The following is a 16,989-nucleotide window of genomic DNA, read 5'->3' as shown; positions in this document are numbered from 1 at the left end:
GACACTAAAAAGTACGACAATAAGATTAGAAATTTATCTATTGAGCTTAACTGCTTCCACTGTTTCTTATTTTTAGGAGTTCTATATGAAACTGTCTTTTTTAACTTTGAGCTTAGCTTCTCTTGTTTCGCTTAACACCGCTTTTGCGAGTAATTTAGTGACGAATGGCTCATTTGAACAGGATGTTGTTTCTAAAAAATGGACTCTACTTGATAACATGACCGGTTGGCAAAGAGATGGGGCTAAGTTTGAAATTCAAACAAACACACTTGGTATCATCACGCCACAAGAAGGTAATCAATACATAGAGCTAGACTCAACAGCCAACTACAGTGTAAAGCAAACGCTTTCTACTCAAGCTAACCAAACCTACACCTTGAGCTTTTATTATTCTCCACGCGTTGATAATAACAGCGATACCAACCAAGCAAAGGTATATTGGGATGGTGCTGAAGTGGCAAATCTAAATGGCACTTCAAGAGGCTGGCAGCATATCTCTGTCAGCGTAACAGCTTCTGGGGCTTCAACTGAATTGAAGTTTACAGGCACCGGTACCTCTGACTCATACGGTGCTTTTATTGACAATGTCTCAGTAACTGGTATTGCAAATAGAGCCTGCTTAACTGGCCTATTTGGTATTAATGATTTTGGTTCTGAGCAAGCTGGATATGTTTACTTCTTCGATGTAAATACTGGCACATATAGTAAATTAACAGGGGTATCTCACACTGCATCCAATATTGCGAGCAAAGATGGCGTGCTGTATTTCATGGAACAGCAAGACAGTAACACCAAAGCGTCTAAAGTGTGGACTTTGGATTTAGCAAGTAATGCTGAAACTGAGGCCGCAGATGCGACGTCATATCCTATTTACCGCTCTGCTATAACACCTGACGGCCAGTCATTACGGTCAACAAGTAAAACATACATGTATGATTTTAATTTACAGACTGGCGCAAAAACAGTCTTAGGTAAATTAACATTTGCAGGAGATGATTTTAAGCATGGTGATATCGCCTATTCTGCGGACAATAATACGTTATATGTACTGACAGGAAAGTCTTTATATACTCTAGATGATGGTGACATGAGTTTAGACAAAATTGGTGACCATGGCGTCAATTGGGCATCAGGTTTGGCCATTGGCGACAATGGAACTGTGTATATTTCAGGTCGAGTAGCTGGTGAAAATGCAAAAATATACTCTGTTAACCCAGCAACGGCTGTCGCAACCTATGTAATGGATGCTGCCCCTCACGTTAATGATTTGACTTTTGTGGACGATTATTGCAATTAATCGTATATAGGTCATTTTTTATTAAAAAAGCCAGTCAAATGACTGGTTTTTTATTGCCTCTTTTAAGGTACAAGCCGCTTCTAGGCTTCCCCAACACGCAGCAGCTAGTTATACTAACGCACCCTTTTTGCATAGTTAGTCAGTTATTTCGTCACAACTAGCAGAAACACCAAAAACATTGGCCACCCGTTCAAACGCATAATTTTTTATGTGTCACGATTATTATAAGGCCTAACAACATATTTGATTTTATTAGGAAGTACATATGAGTTCATTACCTAAAGCAGGAGAGTTTTTAGGACATCCTAAAGGCTTATTCTTGCTGTTCGGCACAGAGATGTGGGAACGCTTTGGTTATTATGGCATGCGTGCCATTTTAGTTTTATATCTTGTTGCAATGACCCAAGACGGAGGGTTTGGCTGGTCAAATGCCGACGCTCTTAGCCTATATGGTACTTTTACCATGGCCGTATATTTAACCCCACTGTTTGGCGGTTGGTTAGCTGATAACGTATTAGGCCAGCGTAAAGCTATTATCATAGGTGGTATTTTAATGGCGCTAGGCCATTTTATCATGGGGGTTCCGCACAGCGCAGTCATTGGCATGGAAGTTAACGTGTTTTATCTTGGTTTAGCCTTACTGTGTATTGGTAATGGTTTATTCAAGCCAAATATTTCAACTATGGTCGGTGATTTATATAATGACGGCGACAAACGTCGTGATGGCGCATTTACTATTTTCTATATGGGTATCAACTTAGGTGGTGCGTTAGGGCCACTTGTTGCAGGTTATGTTGCAGCGGTCATAAACTGGCAAGCAGGCTTCATTGCCGCTGGTATCGGCATGGTTATTTCAGTAGTTATGCAGCTTATACTAAGTAAAAAGTATTTAGGTGATATTGGCGTTGTTCCTTCAGCTAAGTTATCACAATCACAGTCAGCAACAGGCACTAAAGAACCATTAACGAGTGTTGAGAAAGACCGCATCAAGGTTATTTTTACAATGAGTGTATTTAGTATCATCTTTTGGATGGGCTTTGAACAAGCAGGCGGCTTGATGAACCTTTTTGCCAACGATTATACTGACCGTATGCTGATGGGCTTTGAAATCCCAGCTTCTTGGTTTCAGTCTCTAAACTCACTTTTCATCATTATCTTCGCACCGATTGTCGCGATGATTTGGTTAAAGCTTGATAAACGAGAACCAAACTCCCCTGTTAAGTTTGCGATTGCATTGGTTTTCCTAGCCCTTGGCTTTCTTACCATGATGTTAGCATTAATCACTGAAGGCTCTGGTGAAGGTTCATTACAGATCAGTATGATGTGGTTAGTACTGTTTTATCTATTCCATACTTTAGGTGAACTATGCTTGTCGCCGATTGGTTTATCTATGGTGAGTAAATTAGCGCCTTTGCGTTTAGCATCATTGCTAATGGGTATTTGGTTCTTATGTACTGCCATCGCAAATAAAATCGCAGGCTTTGTTGGCTCATTCTTAGGTGAAGGACAAGAAGCCATGAACAACGCGATGGGCATCTTCATTGGCCTTGGGGCAACGGCTTTATTGTCTGCAGCAGCAATGTACTTGCTCAGCGACCGCTTAGTCGATTGGATGCACGGCGCAGAAGGACATCATGAACCACACACTCAAGAGCACATTTTAGCGGAAGAGTTAGAAATCTCAGCGGTTAAATCGTAGTTTTAATTCGTTTTACAAAAAAACCACGCCGATAAAGCGTGGTTTTTTTTCATTCATACATGCCCCTAAAGCCACATCTGTATACGCTGGTTTACACTCTAAAGACAAAGAACACTGTACCCTTCACCCTATACCCACTTATTGCTTTTCAAATGTAGAATCCCGAAAAAATAAAAAATGCCTTACATTACAATAAGTAAAACATAAAAATCACATATAAAAAGTATTCCCTCCACGATTAATACCGGAGAATATCCGCTTAGAAAATTACCACGTGTATTGCTGTCAGCATGCACGCGTCTTTATCGACTCATTGTGCAAGTAAATTTACAAATCACGACTTTGTGAAATCTACCCCAAACCTTTCCCTTTGTCTCATTTTGGTGAATTATTCAGTTAATGAGAAACACATCTAAACAAGCAATCTAATGTGCTTAATTGCTGGAGTAAGACAATGAGTGAAGTAAGTAACCCTCTAAAGTTAGTTGGTATTGAGTTTACGGAATACGCAACACCTGATGCAGATTATATGGACAAAGTCTTTACTGATTTTGGCTTTTCAAAGCTTAAATCTTTTAAAGATAAAGATATCACTTACTACAACCAAAACGACATTCACTTTTTATTGAATAACGAACGTGAAGGTTTCTCTGCTGAGTTTGCAAAAAGTCATGGTCCAGCGATATGCTCAATGGGCTGGAGAGTAGAAGACGCACAAAAAGCATTTGAAGTGGCTGTTGAGCGTGGCGCAAAGCCAGCTACAGATTCAACACACAAAAACTTACCTTACCCTGCAATTTACGGTATTGGTGACAGCCTGATTTACTTTATCGACGTATTTGGTGACAAAGGCTCTATCTACAACAACGATTTTGTTGATTTAGAAGAACAGCGCATTGTTAAAGATAAAGGATTCATCCGTATAGATCACCTTACTAACAATGTTTATAAAGGCACGATGGAAACATGGGCTAACTTTTATAAAGACGTATTCGGCTTTACTGAAGTGCGTTATTTCGACATTAAAGGTCAAAAGACGGCACTGATCTCATATGCACTTAAATCGCCTTGTGGTACTTTCTCTATTCCTATCAACGAAGGGAAAGGCAACGATAATAACCAAATTGATGAGTATTTAAATGAGTACAATGGTCCAGGTGTACAACACCTAGCATTCTTAACCGATGACCTTGTAGGTTCACTTGACCAACTTGATCAATCAACCATTGCAACATTAGACATCATCCCTGAATACTACGATACCATTTTTGACCGTGTTCCTTGGGTAAAAGAAGATAAAGATAAAATTCGTGAGCATCAAATTCTTGTAGATAGCCAAAGTGAGAACTGTTACTTACTACAAATTTTCTCAAAGAACCTATTTGGCCCAATCTTCATCGAAATGATCCAACGTGTTGATGACGGTGGTTTTGGTGAGGGTAATTTCCAAGCTCTATTCGAATCAATTGAACGAGATCAAGAGCGTCGCGGCGTACTTTAACGCCGCTGATAAAAATAAGTGTCTAAGCAGCTTACTTATACTTAAGTAGGCTGCTTTTCTATTTAAGTTGAGGCAAAATAGTCTCAATGATAGTTAAACAGGAAAGATAATGTCTTTTATTAACGAAACACACGATAATAGCTTAATGAGCTGGGTAGCAAGCGCCAACTTAGCTGGTACTGATTTCCCAATTCAAAATTTACCTTTTGCCGTATTTCGCCGTACAAACAGCAACGAAGAATTTCGTGGCGGCGTCGCCATTGGTGATCAAGTTTTAGATTTGGCAGTTGTTGCTGAAGCCGGTATTTTCTCAGGCGAAGCTCACTCGGCTGTGACGGCTGCAAATGCCGCTGCATTAAATGAATTCATGGGTATGGGCCAATCATATTGGTCTGCACTTCGTCTTGCACTGTCTCGTGCATTACGTGAAGGGTCTGAGCATCAAAGTGCGCTTGAATCCGCACTGGTTTCACAATCTGACGTTGAGTATTCAATGCCATGTCATATTGGAGATTACACAGACTTTTACACATCAATTTATCACGCAACCGCGGTTGGTAGTTTATTTAGACCTGACAATCCGCTTTTACCTAACTACAAATGGGTACCAATCGGTTACCACGGTCGCTCATCATCAATAGGTGTATCTGGCCAAGCATTCCCACGTCCGAAAGGCCAAACTAAAGCGCCAGACGCAGATATGCCATCTTTTGGACCATGTAAGCGTTTAGACTACGAACTAGAACTTGGTATTTACCTTGGTAAAGGCAACGAACTTGGCGATCATATTGCAATAGAAAATGCCGAGAACCATGTATTTGGTTTCTGTTTATTTAATGACTGGTCAGCACGTGATTTACAAGCTTGGGAATATCAACCGCTTGGTCCATTCTTAGCGAAAAACTTCGCATCAACGGTCTCTCCTTGGATAGTAACGACTGAAGCACTGGCACCTTATCGTACGCAGTGGACACGTAATGAAAATGATCCGCAGCCACTTGAGTATTTAGAGTCAACGCAAAACCGCGAGTCAGGCTCTTTTGATATTCAAATGGATGTGTCTATTGAAACACAAAAGATGCGTGCTGATAACCATACGCCAAGTAAGGTATCTGAATCTAGCTTCAAGCATAGCTATTGGACAGTTGCACAAATGGTGACTCATCACACAGTGAATGGTTGTAACTTTTTACCTGGCGATATGCTTGGTTCAGGTACTCAATCAGGCCCAGATCATGAAGAAGCAGGCTCATTACTTGAGCTATCTCGTGGTGGCAAAGAAAGTATCACGCTTACCAATGGTGAGGAGCGTAAGTTCTTAGAAGATGGTGATACCGTGATCATGCGTGGTTGGTGTGAAGCTGAAGGCTTTAATCGCATTGGATTTGGCTCTGTTGAAGGCACAATCCTACCAGCAAAATAGTCAGTTCCAAAAATTCATATAAATCAAAGGTGTGCATAAGCACGCCTTTTTTTGAATGTTTAAACTGGATTTTTGTATAGAAATTGTTAAAGTGAAGCGTTAATTATAAATTTATATGTGTATGCTAAATTATATCAATCGCCTATTTGACCTGTTATTTCAAAAGCGCCAATTACTGCTTCGCCAAAACGGAGAAGTGGGAATGGTTACGCTGTCTAGCTGGTTACAATTCACGATAGTCATCATACTTACTGCGATGACGGTATGGATAGCAATAGTAAGCAGTGCTTTTTTTGAACAAAAAACGACCATTGCTACACTCAATTTATCCAATGAAACCAAGCAACAACAATGGCAACAAGAGAGGCTGCAATTAGAAAGTCAGCTTAATTTACAGCAAAGTAAATTGAATGAGTTAACTGAAAAACAACTCGCGCTACAGAGTTTAATGGAAGCGTTACCACCTAAACTAAGTGAAGAGCCCACGCAGCCGGAAGCCTCACCACAAGCTCAGTTTCAAAAAAATAGCACGCAAGTACACTGGTTACAAGAGCACTTCATCACTTCCTTAAACCAAACAATCGACACAAGAACACATACAATTAATAACTTATTAGATGAAGCTGGTATCGCTTATCATGATAGTGATAATGCCGCCCAAGGTGGTCCTTATCATAAATTACCACTTGAACAACTCCCAAGTCATTATATTGATACAATCGATAAACTCGTTTTGCTCAGCGAGTTACAGCAACTCATCACGCAGTTACCGTCTGAAATGCCAGTCGCTAAAGATGACTACTACATATCAAGCCCATTTGGCTTTCGTAAAGACCCAATGACTGGCAGGCGAGCATTTCATAAAGGCGTTGATTTAGCTGGCTGGCATAAAACAGCCATTATCGCCCCCGCTGCTGGCGTCGTTTTGAGAGCGGGTAATAATGGTGGCTATGGTAAATTTATTGAGATACAGCACCCAAATGGCATCACGACACGCTTCGGTCATTTACATACTATCAAAGTGAAAAAGGGACAACCGGTCAACAAAGCTGACACAATTGCACTTATGGGCAGCACTGGACGCAGTACAAGTACTCATCTACACTATGAAGTACTGCAAAATAATAAGCAGATCAACCCTGTTAAGCTTGCCAAGGTAATTAATCGTGTTCAGTAAAATTAAGAAAAAACAACTTGAGACAGCCTCAGGTATTCCAGCTCTAATATCTCCAAACACCCATGTAGAAGGCAATATTACCTGCGAGGGGGAACTCCAAATTGATGGTAAGGTAACCGGTGATCTTATGGTTAATATACTCATTGTTGGCCAGCATGGGGTTATTGAAGGTAATATAAAAGCACATCAAGTACTTATAAAGGGAACTGTGGATGGCTGCATAAATGCAGACCAAGTCATGCTAGAAGAGTCAGCTAGAGTGCATGGTGATGTGCTTCACGATACGCTTAGTATAGAGGCTGGTGCATTAATTGAAGGTAAGCTTGCACATAAAACAGAGGTGACCAACATCACCTCTATTTCAGAGCACTCAAATGCACAATAGCTAGCGCTTGGTAACATACATATTTATATCCGCATGGAATACCTTTGTTCCATGCGCATCAAAAACCTCTACAGGTACAATTAAATCCTCTTTATCCAGCCACTGTCTCGGTAGTGTTATTTTAGCCTCCGCACTAATGTCTGTTTCAGCTTTTTTTAGATACTGCACCGTCATTCCTTTAGGGATCCAACGATGGGTCTTGTGCGGTACTGTTGCATCCACCATCACCCCTGCACACAATTCGGCAAGGTTACACTGTGCAATTGCATGAATGGTGCCAATATGATTAAACACCGCTTTGCGTTTAGGGATGGTAGCCATACATACCCCTGGCTCTAACTGCGTTATAGTCGGCTTTATTGATCCAAAATAAGGCGCTTTTCTACACACTGCTTTGCTAAACAACCAATTACCAAAAGGTAGCCATTTCATTTTTTTATATATTTTGAGAAGTGGAGTTGTCATTTTATGATCCCCGTTGTATTAATTCATCAAACCTAACACATCAGACCAGATGATAAAACATTCACTATCAATATAATCGAATAAAATATTTTTTCAGATCGGTGTTATGTCCTGTTCTTTTTTTTCATGATGATTACAATAGCGCCCATCAGGGATCTCAACCAAAAGATGTAGTAATGAAACAGTCCACCAGTAAATCTCTAATATTCATCCTTGCTCTACTTGTTATTTTTTGTCCGTTGGGAATAGATATTTATTTGCCCGCATTTGTCGCGATGCAACAAGGCCTTGATGTGGCTGAAAGCCAGATACAACAAACGGTTAGTATATACATGCTAACTGTTGGGCTCGGTCAACTTATTGCTGGACCACTTGCCGATAAATTTGGCCGAAAGCCAATTGCCATTGCAGGCATACTGCTTTTTACGCTAGGCGCAATTTTGGCTGTTTTCTCTCCCAACTGGGTAGGCATCATGGTTGCTAGAGCACTGCAAGGACTAGGAGCATGCGCCACATTCGTTGCTGCATTCGCAATAGTCAGAGACAGTTTTGGCCACAAAGGTGCTGGACAGATGCTCACATACCTCAACGGAATTGTCTGCTTCATCCCTGCTTTTGCTCCTTTACTTGGCGCTTGGCTTACTGTGGAATTTGGTTGGCGCAGTAATTTTATCTTCTTGAGCGGTTTTGCTGTTTTAGGCTTATTGTTAACATTAATACTCTTTAAAGAAACCAAACCAAAAAGTACCATTTACGAAGGTCACCTCCTTGATTTTAGACGCTTTTTTCCCATGCTAAAAAGTACTGAATTCATGTTTAACTCAGCACTAACAATGATTGGAATGGCGGCAATGTTAGTGTTTGTCACCACCACCCCTGGCTGGATAATGAACGAGTTAAATGGCACGGTCAGTACTTTTACATTCTGGTTTACGATTAATGCCATCATTAGTATTGTCGTCAGCTTTATTGCCCCCCACTTTATAAAACGAAACAGTCGAGGTGCCCTGTTCATCGGGTTGAGTTTATTTATTATAGGCGCGTTACTGATGTTAGGCTTGCAACACATCCGTCACCCTGGTGCAATCATGATCCCAATGTATATTGCCTCCATTGGCTTTGCATTTACCCTTGGCGCGGCAGCAGGTAAAGCGCTCTCGGGTTTTCCCAAACAAGCGGGCACCGCCTCCGCATTGATAGGTGTTATGCAAATGAGTGGGGCGGGCGTATTAGCGTTTAGTTCACAGCAATTGCTACTTGATGCTCCAGTCCAGTTAGCATTGCACTTGTTAATAGCTGCACCTTTTTTACTCACCCTAACGAGCAAACTAAAAGAAAAAGTACACCACAATAGTACATAATTCATATTATTGTCATAGTTGTATTGTTTAATTGCGTCAGACAGATATGTATATGTGGGCGTTTCAACGCAACTTCACTTGCACTCACTCAGATCAGTCCCAACCCAACCTAATTATGAGCGGGCACCATGCCCGCTTTTATCTTTATCTAACTAGCAGCTGCATTTTCGCCTCTAGATATTTATACTATGACGTAATAACAATAATAAGATACGCTTATGTTAAATCCTGACTTCCTTATTTCATTTATCGTTGCAAGTTCCGTTATCGCAATCGCCCCCGGCCCATCAAATGCTTTTCTCATGGCGCAAACATTTACAAATGGGCGGGCTGCAGGAATGCAAAGTGCTTTGGGCTTTGCCATGGGTGGAGTAATACACACATTATTTGCAGTGATAGGACTCTCAGCAGTATTAAAAGCATCGCCTTTCGCGTACGCCACAGTGCAATATTTAGGTGCAGCCTATCTATGCTATTTAGGTTTTATGACAATTAAAGATTCATTTCTCAAGACAGATAACACCAGCGAGAAACCCCATGTCAGTACTAAAAAGCCAAAGAATGTATTCTTGCAAGCAATGATGACTGAGGTGCTCAACCCCAAAGTTGCACTATTTTTTATTGCCTTCATCCCGCAGTTTGTTGACCCTACATTATCATCCACAACACTACAATTGGCTATCTTTGGGTTGCTCTACCCCATCTTGGCATTTCCTATTGACTGTGCTTACATTTATGGTGGTGACAAGATTGCGAGCTACTTTCGTCGCCACCCTAATGCACCACTATGGATTGATAGAGTATCAGGGGGCATTTTTATCGCGTTAGCCATTAATTTATTGCTGTAATCGTGACGATTTCGCATTGCATAAATAAAAAGAATAAAACAAAGGCGTATTTTAATTGCTTCATAAAAGCCTGCAAGGTGCTATCGCTTATATTGCACGAGCAATACAAACGATAACAAGAGCAAAAACTTGATTAGCGATATATTTGCTCCGCCCACTTAGTTAAGCCCGCTGTAACGCTGCCAAAGTTATCACCATTAAGCATAGGAATATTGCCCAATGCTTGTTGAAGCTTCGCTTTCAAAAGAGGTGACTGTGCACTGCCGCCAGTTAAGTAGATTACATCAGGTTGAGTATTTGCATCACGAATTGCTTGTTTTGCAAGCGTACAAATCTGCAATAAACTATCATCAATCGATTCCGCTAACTCATTAACCGATATCTTTTGACTAAGTGCACGCTCTATAAAACTTAAGTTTGCCTCAAAGTGATCCGTTTCAGACAACGCTATTTTCCCCAGCTCTCCTTGCCTAACAATTTGATGTCCCAGCTTTTGCTGTTGTACAGACATTAATCGAGCCAACTTGTCCGGCTCCGATACATCTCGAAGCATCGCTTCTAAAGAGCGCGCATTAACGTTGCTATAGAAGTCAGTTTGCAAGTGTAAATCATTAATTTTACATGCTTGCCAAAAAGGTTGGTTAGGCATAGGTAAGCCTGATCTAAGCGTACTTCCAAGCCCACACAATGGCATTAATGTATGATAAGACAGTGCTATATCTAAATCATTGCCGCCAATACGTTTTCCACTGTGTGACAAAAAGTCCTGATCACGAATACTTTTCCCTCGGTAGCTTGGTCCCATTTGGACAAATGAACAATCACTCGTCCCGCCGCCAATATCCACGACCAATACTTTTTTATCTTCAGTAAGAGAGGTTTCATAATCGATGCCAGCGGCCAAAGGTTCAAACAAGAAGTCAACCTCACAAAAACCGGCGCGCTTTGCTGCGGTCGTCAAAATAGCCGTCGCTTGTTGGTTGCTTTGCTCTCCACCGATAGCTTGAAAATTAACAGGCCGACCTATCACTGTATGCGTCAGAGCATAGCCTAACTGTTGCTCCGCACGGTGTTTAATTTGCATTATCATCGCGGTAGCAATATCTTCGAAAAATGCAATTTGCTGTGCTTTTAACCCAACCGCACCAAAGAATGATTTCGGTGACTTAACAAAATAACCCTCTTCAGGAAAATCAATATACTCAGTAATCGCTGCAGAACCAATGGCCAAACCCGATTCTGCTTGGGTTAAACCTAGATCACGTCGAATAGCAGGCACCGAACGTAAAGTATTTGCGCGCTCTAAACAATACTGCTCAGCCTCACTAACACTGCGTTGTTGCAATTGCTTTGCAACGTAATCAATAACCAATGCATTGTGTTGTGCATATAAAGTCGATGGCAAGTACGTCCGATTTGATTCTAAGTTCACCAATTTAACATCATGATTGGCCATTATACCCATCGCACAATTTGAACTACCGTAATCAAAACCAACTATCATAACAATCTCACAACACAAAAAGGTCGCGCAGAGTAACACACTTATATGCTGATTAAAATGTCGTTTTTGGCCTTATAAAAACAGCAAATCGCGGTTTACCATACTTAGTAAAACCTTGATGACGAAAGGTCACAATAGTGCCTATTTTTGGAGGGTGTGCTCTTTCATTATCGCTCAACCCTGAGCCTATTTTAAACTCAATACCTGAATCAGTTTGGACCAACAGTGCGCCTGTTTTCCCTTTATAGCGGCCCTTACCTGGCAAATGCGCGATTACTTTGGCTTCGGCATCTTGATAAGGTTTATACTTTAGTAAATTACCACTACGGCCTTGGCTATGCTTAGCACTGCTCAAATGCAGCATCACCCCCTCCCCTCCATTACGAATCACTTTATTAAAAAAACGCTCTAATTCACTGTGGATTTCAAATCGATGCTGTATCACTGCTTTTACATGATGCTGTTTAATCTTATCTATTAGATCACTATACGTTTGATACCGCTGACTAAATGGCTGTTCTATATTTGGTGCATCAAAAACCATGTATGTAATTTGGCGCCAATTTTCGTTATTAGGAACTCTACGGCGTACCAGTGAGCTTACATAAGCAAAATTATTGTAACCAGCCCAAAGCTCACCATCCAGCCAACGCTCAGGAAGTTGATTAGTAAACCATCGTGGTGCATAAATAATATTACCACCACGTGTTTTGAGCTGTTTCCCATCCCAAATCGCTCTTACACCATCATACTTTTCACTTATATGGTAAAAGCTAACCGGTAGTTCAGCTTGGTAACGCTTTGCCAACTGTACTGAGGTGGGTAATTCACTGGCTGAAAAACTCGAAAAGGATAGAAATAAAACAACCCATAAGATCCTTTTAATACTCATGTTAGGCTCCTTGCACTTTATGAGAATAAAATTGAAGTGTAGTGTATTTTATATAGCAGTTAAAAGCTCAATACGCTGCCAGGCTTTGAATAAATCCTTTTCTACATAGGTTGCTTTATCGAATTTCTGCGCTTGAGAATGTTTATTTGGTACGACTATGGTACGTAACTGCGCTGCATAAGCTGAAGAAAGCCCTGTACTTGTATCCTCTATTGCGATTGCCTGTTTCGCCAATTGCTCAGTTAAGGTTAATGCATGCAGATATGGCTCTGGGTGTGGTTTTGGGTAACTAATATCATCTTTGCAAACAATGGCGTTAAAATACTTTAGTAAATCATAATGTTCAAGTACGGGTAAAGCTTCTGAGCGAGTGCTGCCCGTCACCAAAGCCAGTTGAAACTTGTCACTGGCCAATTTTAGTACCTGTTCAGCATAGGCCATTAGTGTTGGCTTTATTTCATCAGCCGTCTCAACAAATAGACGGTTTTTTTGCGCAGCAAGAAATGTACTACTTGGCGCTAAGCTGTGCCTTTTCTTCAAAACTTCCGCACTATTTAATGTAGGGACTCCTGAAAATTCACGACAAAATTCTAACTCGCTGTAATTTATATCAAATGGTGCAAGAACCTTCATCCAGCTATGATAATGCAACGCCTCCGAATCAACCAAAGTGCCATCAAAATCAAATAATATTACTTTAATATCCATATATGCTCCTTACTCCACTTGATAATCGTCACTTTACACTATTGAGCCAACCCTGCTGGCGGTTCTGCACTTGCCGGATTTCCCGTTTCAACTTCCACCAGCTCATAGCCTCGCTCTTTACGCGCAACTTTAAGTACAGGCTTATCAAATGCGGATTTTAAACGCTCTGCATCGTCTTGTAATTCAACCAATGAGCGTCCAAACGGTGCAGCTCCCGTTTCTGACCAATTACTTACTTTACCATTTACGTTATATTCAACTTCGTGAATTTGATATAACGCAGGTTCATCTTTTGTTGAATCACAAAAAATAACCCGATAATTCCAAAAACCAGCCATACTCTTTCTCTCTATATTGCGATATCCGTGACTTTATCAGCTCTGTATCACTTTTTCATTACGGATAATAAAAAACCCGCTGAAGCGCGGGCTTTTTTTACTAATCATATTAGTACTAAATTACATCAGTGAACTTAAAAAAAGCGCACTTTAAACTCAGCACCCACAAAACGCTCTTCATTCAACATGCCGGTATTGTTATTAAAATCAACACCACCAATCACTGTTTGCTCATCGAATAAGTTACGAACGAATACCGACGCTTCATACTCATTATCACCTTCGGCCCATGCATATCCTGCACGAACACCGGTTTCAAACAAAGCATCGCCTTTAAACTCTACCGATTCATATAAGAAAAAGTTAATTTCACTACGATACGAAACATCACCGTATACGAAGAACTCACCGCCTTCTAACTCTTTTGAATAACGTAGTGTGGCATTACTGATCCACTCAGGTGCATGCGGTAAACTGTTACCATCCAACACAGCTAATCCTGAATCATTTACTGGGTTAGTTACGGTACATTGTGCACACACTTGAACAGCTAAGTTCTTATCGCTCAACTCCGTGTTGTTGTAGCTTAAATTAAATGTTGCATTTAACTCATCTGTTAACACCCACTCGGTGTCAAGCTCAAAGCCATAACCTGTGGTTTTATCAGCATTGATCAAACGGTTAAAGTTAGCGCCACCACCAACAGCAGTAAGTTGCTGATCATCCATCTGGAAGTAGAATACTGTTGCGTTCACACGCCCTTGACCATCTAATACATCTGACTTGATACCAGCCTCAATCGAGTTAATCGTCTCAGATTCAGCCACAGTCACTTCGTCACCAAATAAAATACGGCCCTGAACACTTGGCGCACGGAAACCGTTGGCAATACGTGCAAACAAGTTAATGTCATCACTGTACTTATATGCCGCACTTAAGTCCCAGCTTACATGGCTATCACTTGGGTTAGCACTGCCTTCTTTAAAATCTGATGCACCTGTGAATGGTACCGGTGTTTTAGTACGCTTAGCATAAAATTCTTTTTCATCGTCAGAATAACGAAGGCCTGCTGTGACCTTTAACTTATCTGTAAACGTGTAATCTACAGAACCAAACACGGCCCACGCAGACGTATCTTGGTTTTGCACTGCATAACCATTTTGTAATCCATAATTGCGGTTCGCGGCATCATATGCCCCTGTATCAAAGCTATAACTTTCAATGGTCAGCTCTTCATCAAATAAGAACACGCCAACTTGATAATTTACATCTCCTGAGAAATTACTTGACAAACGTAACTCTTGAGTAAGTTGGTCATGATCAGGAATAACATCTGCTGTTTCTGAAGAGAATGGTATGACACCTGGTCCCATCACTGGTGCAAATGCATTACCGTAACCACCATCAACATCCGCACGAGAATAAATCTCGGCACTTTCCCATGCTGTAATTGAGGTTATGGTGTGCTCTTTTAAATCCCACTCAAGTTTTAAGCTTAGCCCTTGCGTATCTACTTCTTGTGTAGAACGAGAAGCTGCATCATGATAAACCACATCATTATCGTAAAGTGGATTAATGTTATTCGAGCCTTTTTCAATTAAGTTGGCACGAAACGCTATCGGGCGACCATCTAAGTCACGTACGTGATAGTTAAGCAAACCAGTAAAATCGTCACCTTCATACAAGAATTGCACGCGAGCCGCTTTCTCACTGTAGCCACCTAAGGAGTTTTCTTTTTCAAAACCAGGCGCTTTAACATCGATATAATCTTCTTTATCCTGCCACAAAACCGATACGCGAGTTGAAATACGGTCTGTTAAGCCCGTACCAAATGCGCCTTCAAAATCGGTAGAGCCTTTACTGCCATAAGACAAAGCACCATAGGCATCAAATTCTTGACTTGGCTTCACTGAATCAAACTTAACAAGGCCGGCTGGTGTATTACGACCAAATAAAGTACCTTGCGGGCCCCTCAATACCTCTACACGTTCGATATCAAAAACAGGGAAACCTTTTAAAATAGGGTTTTCTTGCACAACTTCATCCACAACCAAAGACACTGGCTGTGATGCATTCAGATCGAAGTCAGTATTTCCTAAGCCACGAACATAAAAGCGTGGGAATGTACGACCAAATGAAGATTCAACCGATAAACTCGGGATCTTTGCATTCATAAAACGAATATCCATACCCGCAGAGCTGTATGCATCTAAATTATCACCTTGTAAAGCTGATACAGATACAGGCACTTCTTGTGCATTTTCAACACGCTTACGCGCAGTGATTTGTATGACTTCTAATTGATTACCTTTCGCTTGTGAAGCTTCTTCCGCTGCGATAGTAGAAAATGAAGTACCTGCTACAGCAGAGAACAACGTTGCATTAATCACAGTAGCTAACGTAGATCTTTTCATTGCTTTCATGTTGGGTTTTAACCTTTAAATATGCACTCTTATTGTTCAACGGTATGTATGGGCGCCGTATCACGGTGGCGTGGTGCATTCAATTTTTCGCGTTTTAACGATAAACGCGGACCTCAAGTCCGAGAGTGCAAAGCGGTTTTATGAGGCTGAATGCGACGAGCACAATTATAGCAGCAATTTATATGTTTGCTGTAAATTACATTAATAATATTGAACTTTTTTTGCAATTATCGCCACACGAATTCAGACGTTTACAACATTTAGCAACAAAAACCCAAAAAAACAGGACATATGTCCTTACCGATAAGCGCGCTAATATGGTTGGAAAATCATATTTTCTAGGTATTAGGAACAATTTTGGCTATGTTGAATTCGAAGGAAATTTTACTCACGAGGAGGCATTCCCTTTTTTTGATAATAAACGATCAGGGAATATGAGCAGTTTAGCATTTAGATATAAATAACAATGCGGACACCTGTCCGCTTATGCATATTATTTTAATGGTGATTGAATTTTAAGTAAGCACCCTTTATGTGCATGCTCATCATAATCTATTACAGCAACAGCCGCCGTGTTAAAAATTGGCATTTTTCCAGGGCAAAGCTGATCCACAAGGTAGCTCACAATTGGCATGTGCGCCACGATTAACCAGGTATTGTACTGCGGGTGTAAACTTATCAATGTTTCTAAATAATCGATTGCAAACGCCGCATCTCCACTTGGTATCACATCTTTACAGGTTTCATTAAAGCCAACCTGGTTTAATGTTAAGACACACTCAGCAGTTTGCTGGGCTCGTATATAAGGGCTTACTAATAGAGCATCAGGTGAATAATGAGCTTTTAACCACCAGCCCATCTCATGAGCTTGTGCTACCCCTCTTTGAGTTAATGCTCGCTGTTCATCCATGGCTTGCATTGGTACAGCTTCCCCGTGACGCATTATCAATATTGTTTTCATAACACTC

General features: G+C 40.8%; 15 protein-coding genes. 8 read left to right on the top strand and 7 right to left on the bottom strand.

Going from position 1 to position 16,989, the window contains the following annotated elements; translation table 11 throughout:
* Positions 1 to 85: 85 nt before the first annotated feature.
* The 6 genes from J8L98_RS04490 to J8L98_RS04465 all read left to right on the top strand — a co-directional run bounded on the left by J8L98_RS04490 (position 86) and on the right by J8L98_RS04465 (position 7,482).
* Positions 86 to 1,297, top strand: coding sequence for a DUF642 domain-containing protein (locus J8L98_RS04490; protein ID WP_210995479.1), 1,212 nt, complete (start codon positions 86 to 88; stop codon positions 1,295 to 1,297).
* 265 nt (positions 1,298 to 1,562) lie between these two features.
* The gene (locus J8L98_RS04485; protein WP_192508319.1) at positions 1,563 to 2,996 is read left to right on the top strand and encodes a peptide MFS transporter; all 1,434 of its coding nucleotides are present in this window, start codon (positions 1,563 to 1,565) and stop codon (positions 2,994 to 2,996) included.
* 454 nt (positions 2,997 to 3,450) lie between these two features.
* Complete coding sequence (hppD, locus tag J8L98_RS04480; RefSeq protein WP_192508320.1) at positions 3,451 to 4,497, top strand: 4-hydroxyphenylpyruvate dioxygenase; 1,047 nt, start codon at positions 3,451 to 3,453, stop codon at positions 4,495 to 4,497.
* Between the two features lie 109 nt (positions 4,498 to 4,606).
* Positions 4,607 to 5,920, top strand: coding sequence for a fumarylacetoacetase (fahA, locus tag J8L98_RS04475; protein WP_210995478.1), 1,314 nt, complete (start codon positions 4,607 to 4,609; stop codon positions 5,918 to 5,920).
* Positions 5,921 to 6,122: 202 nt separating this feature from the next.
* Positions 6,123 to 7,097, top strand: a complete 975-nt coding sequence (locus J8L98_RS04470; protein ID WP_210995477.1) for a M23 family metallopeptidase — start codon at positions 6,123 to 6,125, stop codon at positions 7,095 to 7,097.
* On the top strand, positions 7,087 to 7,482 hold the full coding sequence (locus J8L98_RS04465; protein WP_210995476.1) for a polymer-forming cytoskeletal protein: 396 nt from the start codon (positions 7,087 to 7,089) through the stop codon (positions 7,480 to 7,482). The genes J8L98_RS04470 and J8L98_RS04465 overlap by 11 nt, the downstream gene beginning before the upstream one ends.
* On the opposite strand, the gene J8L98_RS04460 is transcribed toward J8L98_RS04465, so the two are convergent.
* Complete coding sequence (locus J8L98_RS04460; RefSeq protein ID WP_210995475.1) at positions 7,483 to 7,947, bottom strand: hotdog fold domain-containing protein; 465 nt, start codon at positions 7,945 to 7,947, stop codon at positions 7,483 to 7,485. It lies immediately after the preceding gene.
* A 176-nt stretch (positions 7,948 to 8,123) separates the two neighbouring features.
* Between J8L98_RS04460 and J8L98_RS04455 the strand changes: the two genes are divergently transcribed.
* Together J8L98_RS04455 and J8L98_RS04450 are read left to right on the top strand one after the other, a co-directional pair.
* On the top strand, positions 8,124 to 9,308 hold the full coding sequence (locus J8L98_RS04455) for a multidrug effflux MFS transporter (RefSeq protein ID WP_210995474.1): 1,185 nt from the start codon (positions 8,124 to 8,126) through the stop codon (positions 9,306 to 9,308).
* A 218-nt stretch (positions 9,309 to 9,526) separates the two neighbouring features.
* Positions 9,527 to 10,156, top strand: coding sequence for a LysE family translocator (locus tag J8L98_RS04450; RefSeq protein WP_192508326.1), 630 nt, complete (start codon positions 9,527 to 9,529; stop codon positions 10,154 to 10,156).
* A gap of 133 nt (positions 10,157 to 10,289) precedes the next feature.
* On the opposite strand, the gene yegD is transcribed toward J8L98_RS04450, so the two are convergent.
* From yegD to sixA, 6 genes are all read right to left on the bottom strand, one after another.
* The gene (gene yegD, locus J8L98_RS04445) at positions 10,290 to 11,660 is read right to left on the bottom strand and encodes a molecular chaperone (protein ID WP_210995473.1); all 1,371 of its coding nucleotides are present in this window, start codon (positions 11,658 to 11,660) and stop codon (positions 10,290 to 10,292) included.
* 52 nt (positions 11,661 to 11,712) lie between these two features.
* A complete protein-coding gene (locus tag J8L98_RS04440) occupies positions 11,713 to 12,552 on the bottom strand; it encodes a DNA ligase (protein WP_210995472.1) in 840 nt (279 codons plus the stop codon).
* Positions 12,553 to 12,600: 48 nt separating this feature from the next.
* Positions 12,601 to 13,260 carry an HAD family phosphatase gene (locus tag J8L98_RS04435; protein WP_210995471.1) on the bottom strand — a complete coding sequence of 220 codons (660 nt, stop codon included), beginning with the start codon at positions 13,258 to 13,260 and terminating at the stop codon, positions 12,601 to 12,603.
* A gap of 38 nt (positions 13,261 to 13,298) precedes the next feature.
* Positions 13,299 to 13,598: a hypothetical protein gene (locus J8L98_RS04430; protein WP_192508330.1), complete on the bottom strand. Its 300-nt coding sequence runs from the start codon at positions 13,596 to 13,598 to the stop codon at positions 13,299 to 13,301.
* 134 nt (positions 13,599 to 13,732) lie between these two features.
* The gene (locus tag J8L98_RS04425) at positions 13,733 to 16,021 is read right to left on the bottom strand and encodes a TonB-dependent receptor (protein ID WP_210995470.1); all 2,289 of its coding nucleotides are present in this window, start codon (positions 16,019 to 16,021) and stop codon (positions 13,733 to 13,735) included.
* Between the two features lie 493 nt (positions 16,022 to 16,514).
* On the bottom strand, positions 16,515 to 16,982 hold the full coding sequence (sixA, locus tag J8L98_RS04420; protein ID WP_210995469.1) for a phosphohistidine phosphatase SixA: 468 nt from the start codon (positions 16,980 to 16,982) through the stop codon (positions 16,515 to 16,517).
* Between the last annotated feature and the right edge of the window lie 7 nt (positions 16,983 to 16,989).

The sequence above is a fragment of the Pseudoalteromonas sp. MMG013 genome (genome assembly GCF_018100885.1).
In the GTDB taxonomy this organism is placed as follows: domain Bacteria; phylum Pseudomonadota; class Gammaproteobacteria; order Enterobacterales; family Alteromonadaceae; genus Pseudoalteromonas; species Pseudoalteromonas aurantia.
This window is presented reverse-complemented; position numbering and strand designations above follow the sequence as displayed.

Excerpts from the sequence above, each read along its gene's own strand:
- J8L98_RS04460 (WP_210995475.1), bottom strand. The coding sequence starts at position 7,947 with ATGACAACTCCACTTCTCAAAATATATAAAAAAATGAAATGGCTACCT.
- J8L98_RS04435 (WP_210995471.1), bottom strand. The coding sequence starts at position 13,260 with ATGGATATTAAAGTAATATTATTTGATTTTGATGGCACTTTGGTTGAT.
- J8L98_RS04490 (WP_210995479.1), top strand. The coding sequence starts at position 86 with ATGAAACTGTCTTTTTTAACTTTGAGCTTAGCTTCTCTTGTTTCGCTT.
- fahA (WP_210995478.1), top strand. The coding sequence starts at position 4,607 with ATGTCTTTTATTAACGAAACACACGATAATAGCTTAATGAGCTGGGTA.
- J8L98_RS04470 (WP_210995477.1), top strand. The coding sequence starts at position 6,123 with ATGGTTACGCTGTCTAGCTGGTTACAATTCACGATAGTCATCATACTT.
- hppD (WP_192508320.1), top strand. The coding sequence starts at position 3,451 with ATGAGTGAAGTAAGTAACCCTCTAAAGTTAGTTGGTATTGAGTTTACG.
- sixA (WP_210995469.1), bottom strand. The coding sequence starts at position 16,982 with ATGAAAACAATATTGATAATGCGTCACGGGGAAGCTGTACCAATGCAA.
- J8L98_RS04440 (WP_210995472.1), bottom strand. The coding sequence starts at position 12,552 with ATGAGTATTAAAAGGATCTTATGGGTTGTTTTATTTCTATCCTTTTCG.
- yegD (WP_210995473.1), bottom strand. The coding sequence starts at position 11,660 with ATGATAGTTGGTTTTGATTACGGTAGTTCAAATTGTGCGATGGGTATA.
- J8L98_RS04450 (WP_192508326.1), top strand. The coding sequence starts at position 9,527 with ATGTTAAATCCTGACTTCCTTATTTCATTTATCGTTGCAAGTTCCGTT.
- J8L98_RS04485 (WP_192508319.1), top strand. The coding sequence starts at position 1,563 with ATGAGTTCATTACCTAAAGCAGGAGAGTTTTTAGGACATCCTAAAGGC.
- J8L98_RS04430 (WP_192508330.1), bottom strand. The coding sequence starts at position 13,598 with ATGGCTGGTTTTTGGAATTATCGGGTTATTTTTTGTGATTCAACAAAA.
- J8L98_RS04425 (WP_210995470.1), bottom strand. The coding sequence starts at position 16,021 with ATGAAAGCAATGAAAAGATCTACGTTAGCTACTGTGATTAATGCAACG.
- J8L98_RS04455 (WP_210995474.1), top strand. The coding sequence starts at position 8,124 with ATGAAACAGTCCACCAGTAAATCTCTAATATTCATCCTTGCTCTACTT.